Annotated in this window: 10 protein-coding genes, 13 tRNA genes, 3 rRNA genes and 1 pseudogene; 7 read left to right on the top strand and 20 right to left on the bottom strand. The window is 42.8% G+C overall.

Annotated elements, in window-relative coordinates; genetic code table 11:
* Window positions 1-188: 188 nt before the first annotated feature.
* Window positions 189-785 (bottom strand): hypothetical protein, encoded by a 597-nt coding sequence (locus H8787_RS01495; RefSeq protein ID WP_187328085.1) that lies wholly within the window; start codon window positions 783-785, stop codon window positions 189-191.
* A gap of 194 nt (window positions 786-979) precedes the next feature.
* Here H8787_RS01495 and H8787_RS01490 point away from each other — a divergent pair, with 194 nt between their 5' ends.
* The 7 genes and pseudogenes from H8787_RS01490 to H8787_RS01460 all read left to right on the top strand — a co-directional run bounded on the left by H8787_RS01490 (window position 980) and on the right by H8787_RS01460 (window position 5,790).
* Window positions 980-1,153, top strand: a complete 174-nt coding sequence (locus H8787_RS01490; protein ID WP_187328084.1) for a hypothetical protein — start codon at window positions 980-982, stop codon at window positions 1,151-1,153.
* A 218-nt stretch (window positions 1,154-1,371) separates the two neighbouring features.
* Window positions 1,372-1,608, top strand: coding sequence for a hypothetical protein (locus H8787_RS01485; protein WP_187328083.1), 237 nt, complete (start codon window positions 1,372-1,374; stop codon window positions 1,606-1,608).
* 297 nt (window positions 1,609-1,905) lie between these two features.
* Window positions 1,906-3,051, top strand: coding sequence for a hypothetical protein (locus H8787_RS01480; RefSeq protein ID WP_187328082.1), 1,146 nt, complete (start codon window positions 1,906-1,908; stop codon window positions 3,049-3,051).
* A gap of 162 nt (window positions 3,052-3,213) precedes the next feature.
* Window positions 3,214-3,720, top strand: coding sequence for a hypothetical protein (locus H8787_RS01475; protein ID WP_187328081.1), 507 nt, complete (start codon window positions 3,214-3,216; stop codon window positions 3,718-3,720).
* Between the two features lie 159 nt (window positions 3,721-3,879).
* Complete coding sequence (locus H8787_RS01470) at window positions 3,880-4,383, top strand: replication initiation factor domain-containing protein (RefSeq protein ID WP_187328080.1); 504 nt, start codon at window positions 3,880-3,882, stop codon at window positions 4,381-4,383.
* Window positions 4,380-4,574 (top strand): DUF3173 family protein, encoded by a 195-nt coding sequence (locus tag H8787_RS01465; RefSeq protein WP_187328079.1) that lies wholly within the window; start codon window positions 4,380-4,382, stop codon window positions 4,572-4,574. Before H8787_RS01470 ends, H8787_RS01465 begins: the two co-directional genes overlap by 4 nt.
* An 82-nt stretch (window positions 4,575-4,656) precedes the next feature.
* Window positions 4,657-5,790 (top strand): annotated as a pseudogene (locus H8787_RS01460) (site-specific integrase).
* A 118-nt stretch (window positions 5,791-5,908) separates the two neighbouring features.
* On the opposite strand, the gene H8787_RS01455 reads toward H8787_RS01460, so the two are convergent.
* The 19 genes from H8787_RS01455 to H8787_RS01365 all read right to left on the bottom strand — a co-directional run bounded on the left by H8787_RS01455 (window position 5,909) and on the right by H8787_RS01365 (window position 13,906).
* Window positions 5,909-5,992 (bottom strand) — tRNA-Leu (locus tag H8787_RS01455).
* Between the two features lie 8 nt (window positions 5,993-6,000).
* Window positions 6,001-6,072: transfer RNA gene (locus H8787_RS01450), tRNA-Gln, on the bottom strand.
* Between the two features lie 13 nt (window positions 6,073-6,085).
* Window positions 6,086-6,158: transfer RNA gene (locus tag H8787_RS01445), tRNA-His, on the bottom strand.
* A 12-nt stretch (window positions 6,159-6,170) separates the two neighbouring features.
* A tRNA-Trp gene (locus H8787_RS01440) sits at window positions 6,171-6,241 on the bottom strand.
* Between the two features lie 6 nt (window positions 6,242-6,247).
* Window positions 6,248-6,328, bottom strand: a tRNA-Tyr gene (locus tag H8787_RS01435).
* Window positions 6,329-6,342: 14 nt separating this feature from the next.
* Window positions 6,343-6,415, bottom strand: a tRNA-Phe gene (locus tag H8787_RS01430).
* Window positions 6,416-6,421: 6 nt separating this feature from the next.
* Window positions 6,422-6,495: transfer RNA gene (locus tag H8787_RS01425), tRNA-Met, on the bottom strand.
* Window positions 6,496-6,507: 12 nt separating this feature from the next.
* Window positions 6,508-6,597: transfer RNA gene (locus H8787_RS01420), tRNA-Ser, on the bottom strand.
* 8 nt (window positions 6,598-6,605) lie between these two features.
* Window positions 6,606-6,677: transfer RNA gene (locus H8787_RS01415), tRNA-Glu, on the bottom strand.
* 15 nt (window positions 6,678-6,692) lie between these two features.
* Window positions 6,693-6,766: transfer RNA gene (locus H8787_RS01410), tRNA-Ile, on the bottom strand.
* Window positions 6,767-6,801: 35 nt separating this feature from the next.
* Window positions 6,802-6,872, bottom strand: a tRNA-Gly gene (locus tag H8787_RS01405).
* A gap of 8 nt (window positions 6,873-6,880) precedes the next feature.
* Window positions 6,881-6,953: transfer RNA gene (locus tag H8787_RS01400), tRNA-Val, on the bottom strand.
* A 105-nt stretch (window positions 6,954-7,058) separates the two neighbouring features.
* Window positions 7,059-7,174: ribosomal RNA gene (gene rrf / locus H8787_RS01395) — 5S ribosomal RNA — on the bottom strand.
* Window positions 7,175-7,425: 251 nt separating this feature from the next.
* Window positions 7,426-10,328, bottom strand: a 23S ribosomal RNA gene (locus H8787_RS01390).
* 190 nt (window positions 10,329-10,518) lie between these two features.
* Window positions 10,519-10,591, bottom strand: a tRNA-Ala gene (locus H8787_RS01385).
* A gap of 56 nt (window positions 10,592-10,647) precedes the next feature.
* A 16S ribosomal RNA gene (locus tag H8787_RS01380) occupies window positions 10,648-12,203 on the bottom strand.
* Together the 16S, 23S and 5S rRNA genes with 13 tRNA genes alongside form the textbook arrangement of a ribosomal RNA operon.
* A gap of 200 nt (window positions 12,204-12,403) precedes the next feature.
* Window positions 12,404-12,886, bottom strand: coding sequence for a sigma-70 family RNA polymerase sigma factor (locus H8787_RS01375; RefSeq protein WP_187327892.1), 483 nt, complete (start codon window positions 12,884-12,886; stop codon window positions 12,404-12,406).
* A gap of 212 nt (window positions 12,887-13,098) precedes the next feature.
* Entirely contained in the window at window positions 13,099-13,524 is a 426-nt protein-coding gene (nusB, locus tag H8787_RS01370) for a transcription antitermination factor NusB (protein ID WP_187328078.1), read from the bottom strand.
* A complete protein-coding gene (locus H8787_RS01365; RefSeq protein ID WP_187328077.1) occupies window positions 13,517-13,906 on the bottom strand; it encodes an Asp23/Gls24 family envelope stress response protein in 390 nt (129 codons plus the stop codon). The genes nusB and H8787_RS01365 overlap by 8 nt, the downstream gene beginning before the upstream one ends.
* Window positions 13,907-13,908: the final 2 nt, after the last annotated feature.

Below are 13,908 nucleotides of genomic sequence, written 5' to 3'. Positions count from 1 at the left end.
CCTTGCGGACACTGGATTTTGAGGCGTATTAGGGTAGTTTGATAAATACAAAAACGTTGATTTTACGGCATTTATAACAACTTAAAACGAACAAAAACAAGTAAAAATTACGAAATTCAGGAACTTATAAGGAACTCAAATTGTAGAAGACCTCATCATTAAAGCACTCTTTACAGAGTGCTTTTCTATTATTTATCAGGCTTTTTCGAGAAATAATATTTGGGATTTTTTAATCTTTCTTTTGCTTGCAGATATTGCAAGGTAGTAACTCCCTCCTCATCCATAGGATTAGTATAATATACAGTTTTTCTATCTTTGTTCCATGCTTTAACATTGATAGGTGTGAAAAAAAGTTCAAACAATGCTTTTGTCATAACATACATTTCCTCAGACTGTGTTACCTGAATTGGTCCAAAGTTTTCTTTTAATTTTTCAATAGCTTCAAAATGCATTTTAGCTTCATCATCTTCTAAAGATAATTTAAGATTGTGCAATTCTTTAAGACTATTCTCCTCTGCTTCTTTGATGGCAACTTCATTCCAATTTGCAATTTTGATTAAGTAATCTTTGACAGCTCTAGAAAGTATGTCTAATTGTGCTGGTGAAAATACTCTTGTTCGTTTTTTTCCAATTAAACGAACCTCTGCATCTGCCCATAATCCCTCTTTTTCCAATGTCCTTTGGAACTTCATTTTTAATTTATTTCTATTTTTTTTTGTATCCTCTATATTGAAAAATGTAATTTGTTCATCTATATAACGGCTTAATGGTATCTTATTATTCATATTTCCACCTCTTGTTTTGTTTCTTATCGATAATCACATTGTATCATGTTTTGTTATAAAATGCAATAAAAATAGCATTTCTGGAAACATTTTTTTGTTGCTTGTTTTTAAATAAGATGGTAAGATAGAGTTATAGAAATCAGAGGCCTCGATTTCTACAGAAATATTCTACTATCAAAGGAGACATCAAGCTTATGTCCATTTTCGTCACAAAATCTAAAACTCAACGTATCAAGCAGTTCGCAGATAATCTCGCAGTCATCAAAGCCTATATTGAGACTGAACAATCCGAGCGTGCTCTTCCATATTTAGCCGAACTTCAAAAGCTCTATATAGCCGAAATCAACAAAATCATCAACATTCGCTAATAATCTAGAAAGTACAAACGACTATGACTACATCTACTACTCAATCAATTTTTTCAAATACTTTAAGTAACACTCGAGTCAACTTAGACATTCGATACGCTTCCTTGCTATCTACGAGTGCCATCATCGCCGTCAACGTCGCCCCGCCAGAAGCCTACCATAGCCTCGTGGGCTTTGAGGACTACGTTGATAGTAGTGGTAAAGCTAAGAAGCGTCCTGTGTTTACTCAAGATGTAACTGGCTATCAGCTACGCGCAGTAATGCCGTCCGACGAGACGGTAACAAAAGATAAGTATATCAAGCTCATTTTGCCAACTCAAGAAATTGCCCAAAAAGCAAAATTTGGCAAACTCTATCGTTTGGTCAACCCACGTGGAAAGCGCGATTATAAGTCGTTTGATATTTACGAGATTTATGCTGACGACATCACAGAAATCTCAATGCATCGTGGATAGATTATGCAACAAATATCAACAATAAGATATAGACTAAACAAAAGTAACGGACGTCTAATGCGGACGAATCTTACAATAGTAGAATTGCTTCTCATTGCTGGAGCATCTCTACTATTTGTGAGTTATGTAGGCAGAATCATAAGTAATGTATTCATTAGATTCCGAGTTCTGGAAAATCAACATATATTTCTGACTATCATCTGGTATCTCGGTCTAGCCGTCTTGCTCGGAACTTTTGGATATGTCTTGTATGATATGACCTACCATATACATGAGGTAGGTAGTATACTGAAGTATTTGAAACTACGTACAATAGAGAAACAGACACACAGAGCGTTGAAAGATAGTGCGGTTGCTAATACTCGCCCTGGAACGAAGTTTGTGGAAGTTTCACAAGCCGTAGCCTGCTTCAATAAGCAGAGCGGAGGCATGACGATTACAATCAATAAACTAGCTGGACAACAGACCGAAGAACTAGAAAAATTCGCTGATATCCTTTCGTCATGCCTTGTTGGTATCAACCGCTCTCTATTCGTCCATGATTACAAGATAGCAGAGGATAGAACAACCTTTACGTATTTGTTAGATGGCATAAAGGAAGGTAAAGCAAGACGGCTAGTGCCTAGTCGGATTGAGGAATTGCGGACTACTAGAGATTATGAAATCCTGATTGAACAAGAGCTAACATTCTCTATGTTAAAGAATCATCATTGCCTCTTAGTTGGTCCAACAGGTAGTTCTAAAACAACTCTCTTGAAATCTATATTAGCTCAAGTATTTATGTTTCGAAATGAAGTAGATATAGCTATTTGCGACACAAAATCAGAATTTAGTTCGTGGCAGTTTTTGCTCCCAAATAGTATTGTCTCAAATTCAAAGGATATCGTAACATATTTTGAACAGCTCTTGGAATTGGTTATTGAACGCGAAAAAACAATAGCCGACCTATCTGCTAAAAATGACCTAACAGGTGCGACATTCACAAATTTCGAGGAAATGGATATGAAACTCTGTATAATCGAGGAATACTCTGCTCTACTACTTAGTTTACCTGATTCTAAGACACGAAATCACGTGCAAGCGTTGGTACAGTCTATCGTTTCTCGTTCCCGCTCAAGCGATATATGGTTGTGTATTTGCTTACAACAACCTAATGCTCAAATACTCGGCGGTACAGCTCTACGTGACTGTCTAGGCGTTCGGATATGTCTATCTAACGGCTCAATCTCTGACGAACTAGCACGCATGGTATTCGGCGGTAATGTTGATTTAATAGATAACCGTGCCGAACGTTTCTCGGGCTATATTCAAACAACAGACAACCAAATGAGTCAGCCAAGACATTTCTATAACATTAATTTACATGAGTATGGGTTAGAAAAAATCAGTACATTCCATTACGCCTACGAATACGGTAAACAATTACGCGATAAAAAATCGTGACTGTCTAGCGTAGTCTGACTGACACAATTTTTTATCCCTGAGACCAACGGTCTCATAAAAATTATTCACTCCATAAAAACTGGGATATGGTAATAACCCCAGTTGGAGTTTAATAAAAAACATGGATAAACCCTTTAAACGAAAGGATTTTCACTAGATAAAATGATAACTATAGGTATTGACCAATTTACACTAGTTTTACAGTCGACTGTTGATTTTGAACTTGATAAGTGGGTAGATATTGCTCATGAAATGATTAACGAGTTTCTCGACCTTTCCCAGCTTATCAAACTATATGGAGAGTTTTCCAAAAATACATCACAAAATCCACAAGGATATAATACGAGCTATTCATTTGATAATGTACCGTTCTATCTGGTCGTTGCATATCATAGCTTTCAGCCTTCAATGGGGATTATCATCAAATTTTCTGCCCACGCTTGGGTCGATTATCAAGACGAATATAAACAAAATATAGGGCAAACAATCAATATACACACCTTTCTACAAAGCATTCAATCTAATATGTATCGTATGAGACTATCGCGAATTGACCTTTGTGTTGATTTTATCAATGAGGGATTCAGTGTCGCAAAAATAGCCCGTAGTTTTGAAAAAAAGAACCTTGAGGTACGATATGGTAAATATAAACAAGGATATAATAAATAGAATCATCAACGAAAATCAAATTAAGCCTTATCCGCTTAATCCTGCCAAATTACGACATCTTGCTAAAGATTTCAAGGCTGAAACTATCTATATAGGCTCACGCTCACGTAATACCGCAGCACTTCTTAGAATATATGACAAAAAGGTAGAACAAACACGATGAGCCAAATATATAAAGAATTAGCTGAAAAATCACAAGATTGGGTACGGATTGAATTTGAAGCCAAGTCACACCTAGCTCATGAGTTAACCTCAGTATTTCTATCCAGTCAGTCAGATTTAGAAACAAAAAATATAATATTATCGGCCATATTAGATAAGTACATGCTATTCTATAAAAACTCAGGACGGCTACACCCTATCACTAAACGCATGTTAGAGGAGTTGGCAAATAAAAATTTCAAATTCACACCTCTCAAACCCCAAGATAATTCATTTGAAAAGTCATTAACTCACATCAAAAAGGGGTCTGGGTTGTTTCCAACTCTTTGGAAAGCCGACCAGATTTGGGGAGAAGGTAGCTCGGAAGAATTGATGATATGGCTACTAACTGAATATAAGACATCGTTCTTTCCCAATCCAACTCATAATAGTTGGCTTAGTAAACATAAATATAAACTCTCAAAAACTAAAAAACCATGGATAAGGTCGCCAAAAATATGAGTAAAACTATCACGAAAGAAGATTTGATAAAGCTGGGTTACACAGCTAATACTGCAAAAACAATTATAAAAAAAGGGAAAGAAATACTTGTCAAACAAGGATTTTCCCTGTATGATAATAAACGAGTGGGTGCTATACCAGCCACAATAGCTTCATCTATTGTTGGATTTGATATAGAAAAAGAGAGCTAGTATTGGAAAATTCCAATTCTATGCTCTCACTTCTACAATTCGAGTATACCATAGTTTTGGAATTTCTCAAAGGAGAAAAACTATGAGCGTTACAAAAACAACAAATGGCACGTATCAAGTAGATATCAGTGCTGGGTACAGTCCAGTTACTGGCAAACAAAAGCGTATCAAACGTAAAGGTTTCAAAACGAAAAAAGAAGCTCTACAAGCCGAACAAGAAATTCGGCTCGTAGAGTTCCATGAAAATCGGTACGGAACAACCATTACACTCCACTCACTCTATCAATTACTTAAAAAGGAGGATATACTGAACAATCGAAAAGCAAGTTATATCAATACACAAGAAAATAACTACAATCGACATATAAAGACTTATTTCAACGAAGTTGATGCTAAAAAGCTGACATACGTTGATATTTATGATTTCAGAGAACACCTCAAGCAAAAGTCTCACAAAAGGGGAAAAAACAAAGGCTTAAGCAACAATACAATAAACAAAATTATCATTCTACTGAAAAAAATTATTGATGTAGGTATTAGAAAAGGATATTACAAAGATAACCCTGTCAAACTACTTCGCAAATTGCCAACAAGCAAAAAAGAGATTAGTTATTGGACTATAGGAGAATTTCAACAGTTCAAATCACTATTCACTCCTGAAGAGTACCCTATCCAACTATTTTTCACAATTCTGTACCTCACAGGTATACGATTAGGAGAAGGATTAGCCTTGACATGGGCTGATTTAGATTTCCAGAAAGCCACTATCCGCATTAACAAGACTGCTCACAGAAGAAATGGTCAAAATATTATCGACACGCCAAAAACAAGTAGTTCAAATCGTATCATATCAATCAATAGAAAATTACTAGAAGAACTCATTGAGTGACAGAACAAACAGAAAGAACTACTTGCTGATTTTACTAAGGATTTCAATAGTCTTCAAGTTATTCAAAGCCAGCCAATCGAAATAGGAAAAAATACGATTGAGAAAGTATATAAACAAGTTCTCAAACGTGACAGTAGTCTAAAACCAATCCGAATTCATGATTTTAGGCACTCACACGCTTCTCTACTCATCAATCAGGGAGAAGACTACCTCATCGTAAAAGAACGGCTTGGACACTCTTCTATTACTACTACGATTGATACCTATTCTCACCTATATCCAAGTAAGCAGAAAGAATTAGCTGATAAACTAGACTATCTCTATTGATATAAGGAACGATAAGGAATCGTGACTAAAAAATAAGGAATTTTAAGGAATTCTTACCAGTAGAGCCAGTAGAAAAAACAGAAGTTAAAAACCTCTGTCTTCCCTATTAGTTAAGCAATACCGGCGGCCGGGGTCGAACCGGCACGTCCTTGCGGACACTGGATTTTGAGTCCAGCGCGTCTGCCAATTCCGCCACGCCGGCAAGTTAAACTGGGGTAGCTGGATTCGAACCAACGCATGAGGGAGTCAAAGTCCCTTGCCTTACCGCTTGGCTATACCCCAATACTATAAAATAGGCGAGTGATGGGGATCGAACCCACGCATGCCAGAGCCACAATCTGGTGTGTTAACCACTTCACCACACCCGCCATAATTCTATACACGGGCAGTAGGAATTGAACCCACACTGAAGGTTTTGGAGACCTTAGTTCTACCTTTAAACTATGCCCGTACAAGATGGAAGGGGAGGGATTCGAACCCCCGAACCCGAAGGAGCGGATTTACAGTCCGCCGCGTTTAGCCTCTTCGCTACCCTTCCTAATATCAAACAAATGGCGCGAGACGGAATCGAACCGCCGACACATGGAGCTTCAATCCATTGCTCTACCAACTGAGCTACCGAGCCTACCTATTGCGGGAGCAGGATTTGAACCTACGACCTTCGGGTTATGAGCCCGACGAGCTACCTAGCTGCTCCATCCCGCGCTATTCCTACTAAGGAGGATGTGGGATTCGAACCCACGCACGCTTTTACACGCCTGACGGTTTTCAAGACCGTTCCCTTCAGCCAGACTTGGGTAATCCTCCGATAAATATAGTCCGTACGGGATTCGAACCCGTGTTACCGCCGTGAAAAGGCGGTGTCTTAACCCCTTGACCAACGGACCATGTTATTCTCAAAATGGGCACGAGTGGACTCGAACCACCGACCTCACGCTTATCAGGCGTGCGCTCTAACCACCTGAGCTACGCGCCCAAGTTCAAAAACTTGGTGTGAACATCTCCGTTCAAAGCGGGTGACGAGAATCGAACTCGCGACAACAGCTTGGAAGGCTGTAGTTTTACCACTAAACTACACCCGCTTAAGAAATGGGAGTTAACGGGATCGAACCGCTGACCCTCTGCTTGTAAGGCAGATGCTCTCCCAGCTGAGCTAAACTCCCTTGGAATGGAGTTTAGCTCAGCCAACGGTGAGAAACTTCGTTTCTCTTATCCACCGATTGAAATGTCGATTCCCTCTCCATTTCAACTAAGCTAAACTCCCCTTTGCTAAGCGACTACCTTATCTCACAGGGGGCAACCCCCAACTACTTCCGGCGTTCTAGGGCTTAACTGCTGTGTTCGGCATGGGTACAGGTGTATCTCCTAGGCTATCGTCACTTAACTATATGAATGGACTCGGTCAAAAGTTTCGCTTCCTCTATCTCCCAAGCCAAAACATCCACTGGATATTTCGTCCACTCAAAATTGAATAACGCTCTCAAATCGTTTCAAGCATAAACTAAACATTCTGTGCTCTCAATAAAATTGTACTCGGGCTAAATCCTTGGAAAAAAGATAAATGGTCTGGTGATCATTGAACACTACTCCCATTTCCTATTTCTCAAGGGGATTTTTCACCCTTAGTAACTAATCTAGGATAAGTCCTCGAGCTATTAGTATTAGTCCGCTCCATTGCTCACACAACTTCCACTCCTAACCTATCTACCTGATCTTCTCTCAGGGCTCTTACTGATATAAAATCATGGGAAATCTCATCTTGAGGTGGGTTTCACACTTAGATGCTTTCAGCGTTTATCCCTTCCCTACATAGCTACCCAGCGATGCTCTTGGCAGAACAACTGGTACACCAGCGGTAAGTCCACTCTGGTCCTCTCGTACTAGGAGCAGATCCTCTCAAATTTCCTTCGCCCGCGACGGATAGGGACCGAACTGTCTCACGACGTTCTGAACCCAGCTCGCGTGCCGCTTTAATGGGCGAACAGCCCAACCCTTGGGACCGACTACAGCCCCAGGATGCGACGAGCCGACATCGAGGTGCCAAACCTCCCCGTCGATGTGAACTCTTGGGGGAGATAAGCCTGTTATCCCCAGGGTAGCTTTTATCCGTTGAGCGATGGCCCTTCCATACGGTACCACCGGATCACTAAGCCCGACTTTCGTCCCTGCTCGAGTTGTAGCTCTCGCAGTCAAGCTCCCTTCTACCTTTACACTCTACGATTGATTTCCAACCAATCTGAGGGAACCTTTGGGCGCCTCCGTTACTCTTTAGGAGGCGACCGCCCCAGTCAAACTGCCCGTCAGACACTGTCTCCGTAGATGATCAACCTACCGGGTTAGAGTGGCCATAACACAAGGGTAGTATCCCAACATCGCCTCCATCGAAACTGGCGTCCCGATCTCATTGGCTCCTACCTATCCTGTACATGTGGTACAGACACTCAATATCAAACTGCAGTAAAGCTCCATGGGGTCTTTCCGTCCTGTCGCGGGTAACCTGCATCTTCACAGGTACTAAAATTTCACCGAGTCTCTCGTTGAGACAGTGCCCAAATCATTACGCCTTTCGTGCGGGTCGGAACTTACCCGACAAGGAATTTCGCTACCTTAGGACCGTTATAGTTACGGCCGCCGTTTACTGGGGCTTCAATTCATACCTTCGCGTTACCGCTAAGCACTCCTCTTAACCTTCCAGCACCGGGCAGGCGTCACCCCCTATACATCATCTTACGATTTAGCAGAGAGCTGTGTTTTTGATAAACAGTTGCTTGGGCCTATTCACTGCGGCTCAGTTAAACTGAGCACCCCTTCTCCCGAAGTTACGGGGTCATTTTGCCGAGTTCCTTAACGAGAGTTCTCTCGCTCACCTGAGGCTACTCGCCTCGACTACCTGTGTCGGTTTGCGGTACGGGTAGAATATAGATTAATGCTAGAAGCTTTTCTTGGCAGGGTGACATCACTCACTTCGCTACTAAACTTCGCTCCCCATCACAGCTCAACGTTACAGATATAAGCATTTGACTCATACCACGCCTCACTGCTTAGACGTGCTCTTCCATTCGCACGCTTGAGTTAGCCTTCTGCGTCCCTCCTTCACTCTATACTCTAGTACAGGAATCTCTACCTGTTGGCCATCGGATACACCTTTCGGTCTCTCCTTAGGTCCCGACTAACCCAGGGCGGACGAGCCTTCCCCTGGAAACCTTAGTCTTACGGTGGATGGGATTCTCACCCATCTTGCGCTACTCATACCGGCATTCTCACTTCTATGCGTTCCAGTGCTCCTCACGGTACACCTTCGCCACACATAGAACGCTCTCCTACCATACCTATAAAGGTATCCACAGCTTCGGTAAATTGTTTTAGCCCCGGTACATTTTCGGCGCAGGGTCACTCGACTAGTGAGCTATTACGCACTCTTTGAATGAATAGCTGCTTCTAAGCTAACATCCTAGTTGTCTGTGCAACCCCACATCCTTTTCCACTTAACAATTATTTGGGGACCTTAGCTGGTGGTCTGGGCTGTTTCCCTTTCGACTACGGATCTTAGCACTCGCAGTCTGACTGCCGACCATAATTCTTTGGCATTCGGAGTTTATCTGAGATTGGTAATCCGGGATGGACCCCTCACCCAAACAGTGCTCTACCTCCAAGAATCTTCATGTCGACGCTAGCCCTAAAGCTATTTCGGAGAGAACCAGCTATCTCCAAGTTCGTTTGGAATTTCTCCGCTACCCACAAGTCATCCAAGCACTTTTCAACGTGCCCTGGTTCGGTCCTCCAGTGCGTTTTACCGCACCTTCAACCTGCTCATGGGTAGGTCACATGGTTTCGGGTCTACATCATAATACTAAGTCGCCCTTTTCAGACTCGGTTTCCCTACGGCTCCGTCTCTTCAACTTAACCTCGCATCATAACGTAACTCGCCGGTTCATTCTACAAAAGGCACGCTCTCACCCATTAACGGGCTCGAACTTGTTGTAGGCACACGGTTTCAGGTTCTCTTTCACTCCCCTCCCGGGGTGCTTTTCACCTTTCCCTCACGGTACTGGTTCACTATCGGTCACTAGGGAGTATTTAGGGTTGGGAGATGGTCCTCCCAGATTCCGACGAGATTCCACGTGTCTCGCCGTACTCAGGATCCTGCTAGGTATAAAGACTATTTTAAATACGAGGCTCTTACTCTCTCTGGCAACCTTTCCCAAGGTCTTCTTCTATAATCTTTACGTCCACTTCGCAGTCCTACAACCCCGAAGAGTAAACTCTTCGGTTTGCCCTCCTGCCCTTTCGCTCGCCGCTACTTAGGCAATCGCTTTTGCTTTCTCTTCCTGCAGCTACTTAGATGTTTCAGTTCACTGCGTCTTCCTCCTCATATCCTTAACAGATATGGGTAACAGGTAGTACCTGTTGGGTTCCCCCATTCGGACATCCCTGGATCTACGCTTACTTACAGCTCCCCAAGGCATTTCGTCGTTTGTCACGTCCTTCTTCGGCTCCTAGTGCCAAGGCATCCACCGTGCGCCCTTACTAACTTAACCTTATTTTGACCTTTCAGTCATAAACTCATTAATATTCACAGCGTTTCGGTTTATTTTCTTGTTACTATTTGATATCGTTATTCAATTTTCAATGGGCTAATTAGGTTCGTGTTCAACTTCTTTACCCGTTGAACACCTATCCTATCTTATCTAGTTGAACAAGAATCTCATTTCTTTGCATCCTAGATAATGGAGCCTAGCGGGATCGAACCGCTGACCTCCTGCGTGCAAAGCAGGCGCTCTCCCAGCTGAGCTAAGGCCCCACAAGACCTCTCAAAACTAAACAAAACGAACTCAATGGCTTCCGATTTTTCCTTAGAAAGGAGGTGATCCAGCCGCACCTTCCGATACGGCTACCTTGTTACGACTTCACCCCAATCATCTATCCCACCTTAGGCGGCTGGCTCCTTACGGTTACCTCACCGACTTCGGGTGTTACAAACTCTCGTGGTGTGACGGGCGGTGTGTACAAGGCCCGGGAACGTATTCACCGCGGCGTGCTGATCCGCGATTACTAGCGATTCCGACTTCATGTAGGCGAGTTGCAGCCTACAATCCGAACTGAGACTGGCTTTCAGAGATTAGCTTGCCGTCACCGGCTTGCGACTCGTTGTACCAGCCATTGTAGCACGTGTGTAGCCCAGGTCATAAGGGGCATGATGATTTGACGTCATCCCCACCTTCCTCCGGTTTATTACCGGCAGTCTCGCTAGAGTGCCCAACTGAATGATGGCAACTAACAATAAGGGTTGCGCTCGTTGCGGGACTTAACCCAACATCTCACGACACGAGCTGACGACAACCATGCACCACCTGTCACCGATGTACCGAAGTAAAGCTCTATCTCTAGAGCGGGCATCGGGATGTCAAGACCTGGTAAGGTTCTTCGCGTTGCTTCGAATTAAACCACATGCTCCACCGCTTGTGCGGGCCCCCGTCAATTCCTTTGAGTTTCAACCTTGCGGTCGTACTCCCCAGGCGGAGTGCTTAATGCGTTAGCTGCGGCACTAAGTCCCGGAAAGGACCTAACACCTAGCACTCATCGTTTACGGCGTGGACTACCAGGGTATCTAATCCTGTTCGCTCCCCACGCTTTCGAGCCTCAGCGTCAGTTACAGACCAGAGAGCCGCTTTCGCCACCGGTGTTCCTCCATATATCTACGCATTTCACCGCTACACATGGAATTCCACTCTCCCCTTCTGCACTCAAGTTAAACAGTTTCCAAAGCCTACAATGGTTGAGCCACTGCCTTTCACTTCAGACTTATCTAACCGCCTGCGCTCGCTTTACGCCCAATAAATCCGGACAACGCTCGGGACCTACGTATTACCGCGGCTGCTGGCACGTAGTTAGCCGTCCCTTTCTGGTTAAGTACCGTCACTGTGTGAACTTTCCACTCTCACACACGTTCTTCCTTAACAACAGAGCTTTACGATCCGAAAACCTTCTTCACTCACGCGGCGTTGCTCGGTCAGGGTTCCCCCCATTGCCGAAGATTCCCTACTGCTGCCTCCCGTAGGAGTCTGGGCCGTGTCTCAGTCCCAGTGTGGCCGATCACCCTCTCAGGTCGGCTATGTATCGTGGCCTTGGTGAGCCGTTACCTCACCAACTAGCTAATACAACGCAGGTCCATCTGGTAGTGATGCTCTTGCATCTTTTAACATCTTACCATGCAGTAAAATGTCTTATGCGGTATTAGCTATCGTTTCCAATAGTTATCCCCCGCTACCAGGCAGGTTACCTACGCGTTACTCACCCGTTCGCGACTCACTGATGAAATTGTAGCAAGCTACGGCTTCATCGGTGCGTTCCACTTGCATGTATTAGGCACGCCGCCAGCGTTCGTCCTGAGCCAGGATCAAACTCTCATATAAAGTTTGAGCTCTCACTCATTTCTGTCACTGACAGATTTATTTTTCTTTTGTTTGACGGACTGTCTCTCAACAGTCGCCTGCACATTGGTTCGTCTTGTTCAGTTTTCAAAGGTCTTTATCGCCCTCAAGCGACAACTATCTTAGTATATCACCTCCTCCTCTTCTTGTCAATACTTTTTTTCATCTTTTTTTATTTTCCTCTAGCTTTTTCTTTCATCGTAATCTTGTAAGTAGGTCCGTAACTCCCGAAGCATCGCTTGGCGTCCTTGAAACCGTTCATCTGCTAGTAAGCGCTCATACTGTTCTTGTTTCTCTGGACTTAGCTGTTTTTGATAGCTCTTTAGTTGGTCTCGGAGAATCACCAATTCATCCAAATAGAGTTCTTTCAGGCTGAGCTTGTGACCTATCTCGCTCACTTCCTCATAGACTTGACGGTCTAGTTTGCGCTTTTGGCTTTCTTGTTTACGCAGGATGTCCTTGATGTGATTACGGAACTTGGTCTTATAGTAAACATAGAGACGACTTTCTGACTCTACCAGTTGCGGAAAGCGACTCACCAACTCATATAAGACCAGCATCCCTTCTTGGTCCCAATCACTTAACTCCCACAGGTGGACATAATATTCCCGGCGACACTTCAGTACGATCCCTCTCACTTTGTCATACAACTCCTTGAAGTCCATTTCATAACCCTCCTTTTTTCTTACCTCTTTAGGGTATCATGAAGGAGGGCCCTTTGAGCTTCTACTATCTATTCTTTCCCTTATCATCTCCCTTCCAACCTTCTCGGCAACTTCCCTATCACTTTAGAAACTTTCTGATCCTGTTCAGCAATGAAAGTGAAAAAGAGAGAACTACTGCTCTCTCAATCCTATATTCATTTCTTCTTAAAATTTTATTCTGTGATAAATTTACTCAGGATACCATTGATAAACTTGCTTGATTTCTCATCTGAGAACTTCTTAGATAACTCAATTGCTTCATTGATTGCAACTAGTTGAGGAGTATCAAATTCTGCCATTTCAAACAGTCCCAAACGAAGAATATTTTTTTCTACTAATGTAAGACGTCCTAAGGTCCAGCCTTCTTTTAGATATTGACCTATTTTCTCATCCAATTCACTTTTGGACTGTTCGACACCCATGACAAGGTTCAATAAAAATGTAGGAATTTCCACATCTGAATCGCTTGTAGAATCTTTATCATATGTATATGCAAAGCGACAAGCTTCTATCACATTTCTTTCATATTCCAAACTCATTAACGCTTGAAAAGCACGCTCACGTAGTTGTCTTCTCATTTCCAGCTGTACATCAGTCATTGAGAAAATCCTCATCGAACAAATCTTTTAAATCCGGTTTTGGTGTTTTTTCTGGAACAATGCCAGCTACATGAATGTTCACTGCAGATAATTCAACCTCTGCCATATCAGAAACAGCACTTTTCACTGCTTTCTGAATAGCCATTGCTACCGCTGGAACACCTACACCGTATTCTAAATATAAATAAATATCAACAGTTACTTCACCATCACTGGCGGTATGAAGATAGACGCCACGTCCTAAAGAACGTTTTGCAAGGCTATCAGACATGCTTTTATTTGCGAAAGAGTAAACGCCATCCATTTTAGCCGTTGCAATGGCAATAATTTTTTCTAAAACACGTGGTGCGATAACGATTTCGCCTAATTGTTCAGTTGCCATAA

The sequence above is a fragment of the Streptococcus sp. NSJ-72 genome (genome assembly GCF_014334035.1).
In the GTDB taxonomy this organism is placed as follows: domain Bacteria; phylum Bacillota; class Bacilli; order Lactobacillales; family Streptococcaceae; genus Streptococcus; species Streptococcus constellatus.
The sequence above is the reverse complement of the archived record's forward strand: the minus strand, read 5'-3'. Positions and strand labels throughout refer to the sequence as shown.